The 910-nt window shown below is 74.7% G+C and carries 1 protein-coding gene and 1 pseudogene; both read right to left on the bottom strand.

Translation table 11 applies throughout. The features are described 5' to 3' along the window. Window positions 1–575: precorrin-8X methylmutase (locus FV222_RS27525; protein ID WP_147816307.1), on the bottom strand; the 575-nt coding region annotated here is incomplete at its 3' end. Then, window positions 572–910 (bottom strand): annotated as a pseudogene (locus tag FV222_RS30290) (hypothetical protein); the annotation flags it as partial. The pseudogene FV222_RS30290 and the gene FV222_RS27525, both read right to left, overlap by 4 nt.

Below are 910 nucleotides of genomic sequence, written 5' to 3'. Positions count from 1 at the left end.
CGCCGGCCGTGCACCACGACGAACGGCACGCGCCCGTCGCGCGCCAGCGCCTCCTTCGATTCGGCGGCGCCGATGAAGCCGACGGGGATGCCGATCACCGCCGCCGGCGGCGCGACGCCCTCGTCGAGGAGCTCGAGCAGGCGGAACAGCGAGGTCGGCGCGTTGCCGACCGCCACGACGCTGCCGGGCAGGTGCTCGCGCCACAGCTCCATCGCGGCGGCCGAGCGGGTGGTGCCCATCTCGGCGGCCATGGCCGGCACGCGCGGGTCGGTGAGGGTGCAGATCACGCGGTTCTCGGCCCGCATCCGCGCACGGGTGCAGCCGTCGGCCACCATTCGCACGTCGCAGAGGACCGGCGCACCGGCGCGCAGGGCCGCCTCGCCGGCCTCGGCGAAGGTCTCGGACATCTCGACGTCGGCCGGCAGGTCGGTCATGCCGCAGGCGTGGATCATCCGCACGATCACGCGCTCGGCGGTGCCCGACCAGCGCGAAAGGTCGGCCTCGGCGCGGATCATCGCGAAGGACCGGGCGTAGATCGCGCCGCCGTCGCGCAGGTACTCGTGGCGGGCGCTCATATCGTGGTCCCGATGGTTTGTTCGGCGCTTGGCTGCCGACGGAGGGAAGAGTGGCCGAACGCCTGTGCCAGTGCGCCGGGTTTCGCCCTCCATACGCGCTCCAGCGCCGCGTCGAAAGTCAGTTCCCAAGCCGGCGCATCGCCGGGCGCGCCGTCGAGGACGACGCCGTAGGTCCCTGCGCGCGCGACCAGCGTCAGGTCGGCGCGGCCCGGGTGGGCGCAGCCCTTGGCGCAACCGGAGACGTGCGCCGTCAGCCCCGCCGCGGCGAACGGTCGGAACGCCTCCGCGAGCCGGGCGGCATCCGCCCCCGTCGGCGTCGAGCCGGAGGCGCAGGC

This window comes from Methylobacterium sp. WL103 (genome assembly GCF_008039885.1).
Classification (GTDB): domain Bacteria; phylum Pseudomonadota; class Alphaproteobacteria; order Rhizobiales; family Beijerinckiaceae; genus Methylobacterium; species Methylobacterium cerastii.
The sequence above is the reverse complement of the archived record's forward strand: the minus strand, read 5'-3'. Positions and strand labels throughout refer to the sequence as shown.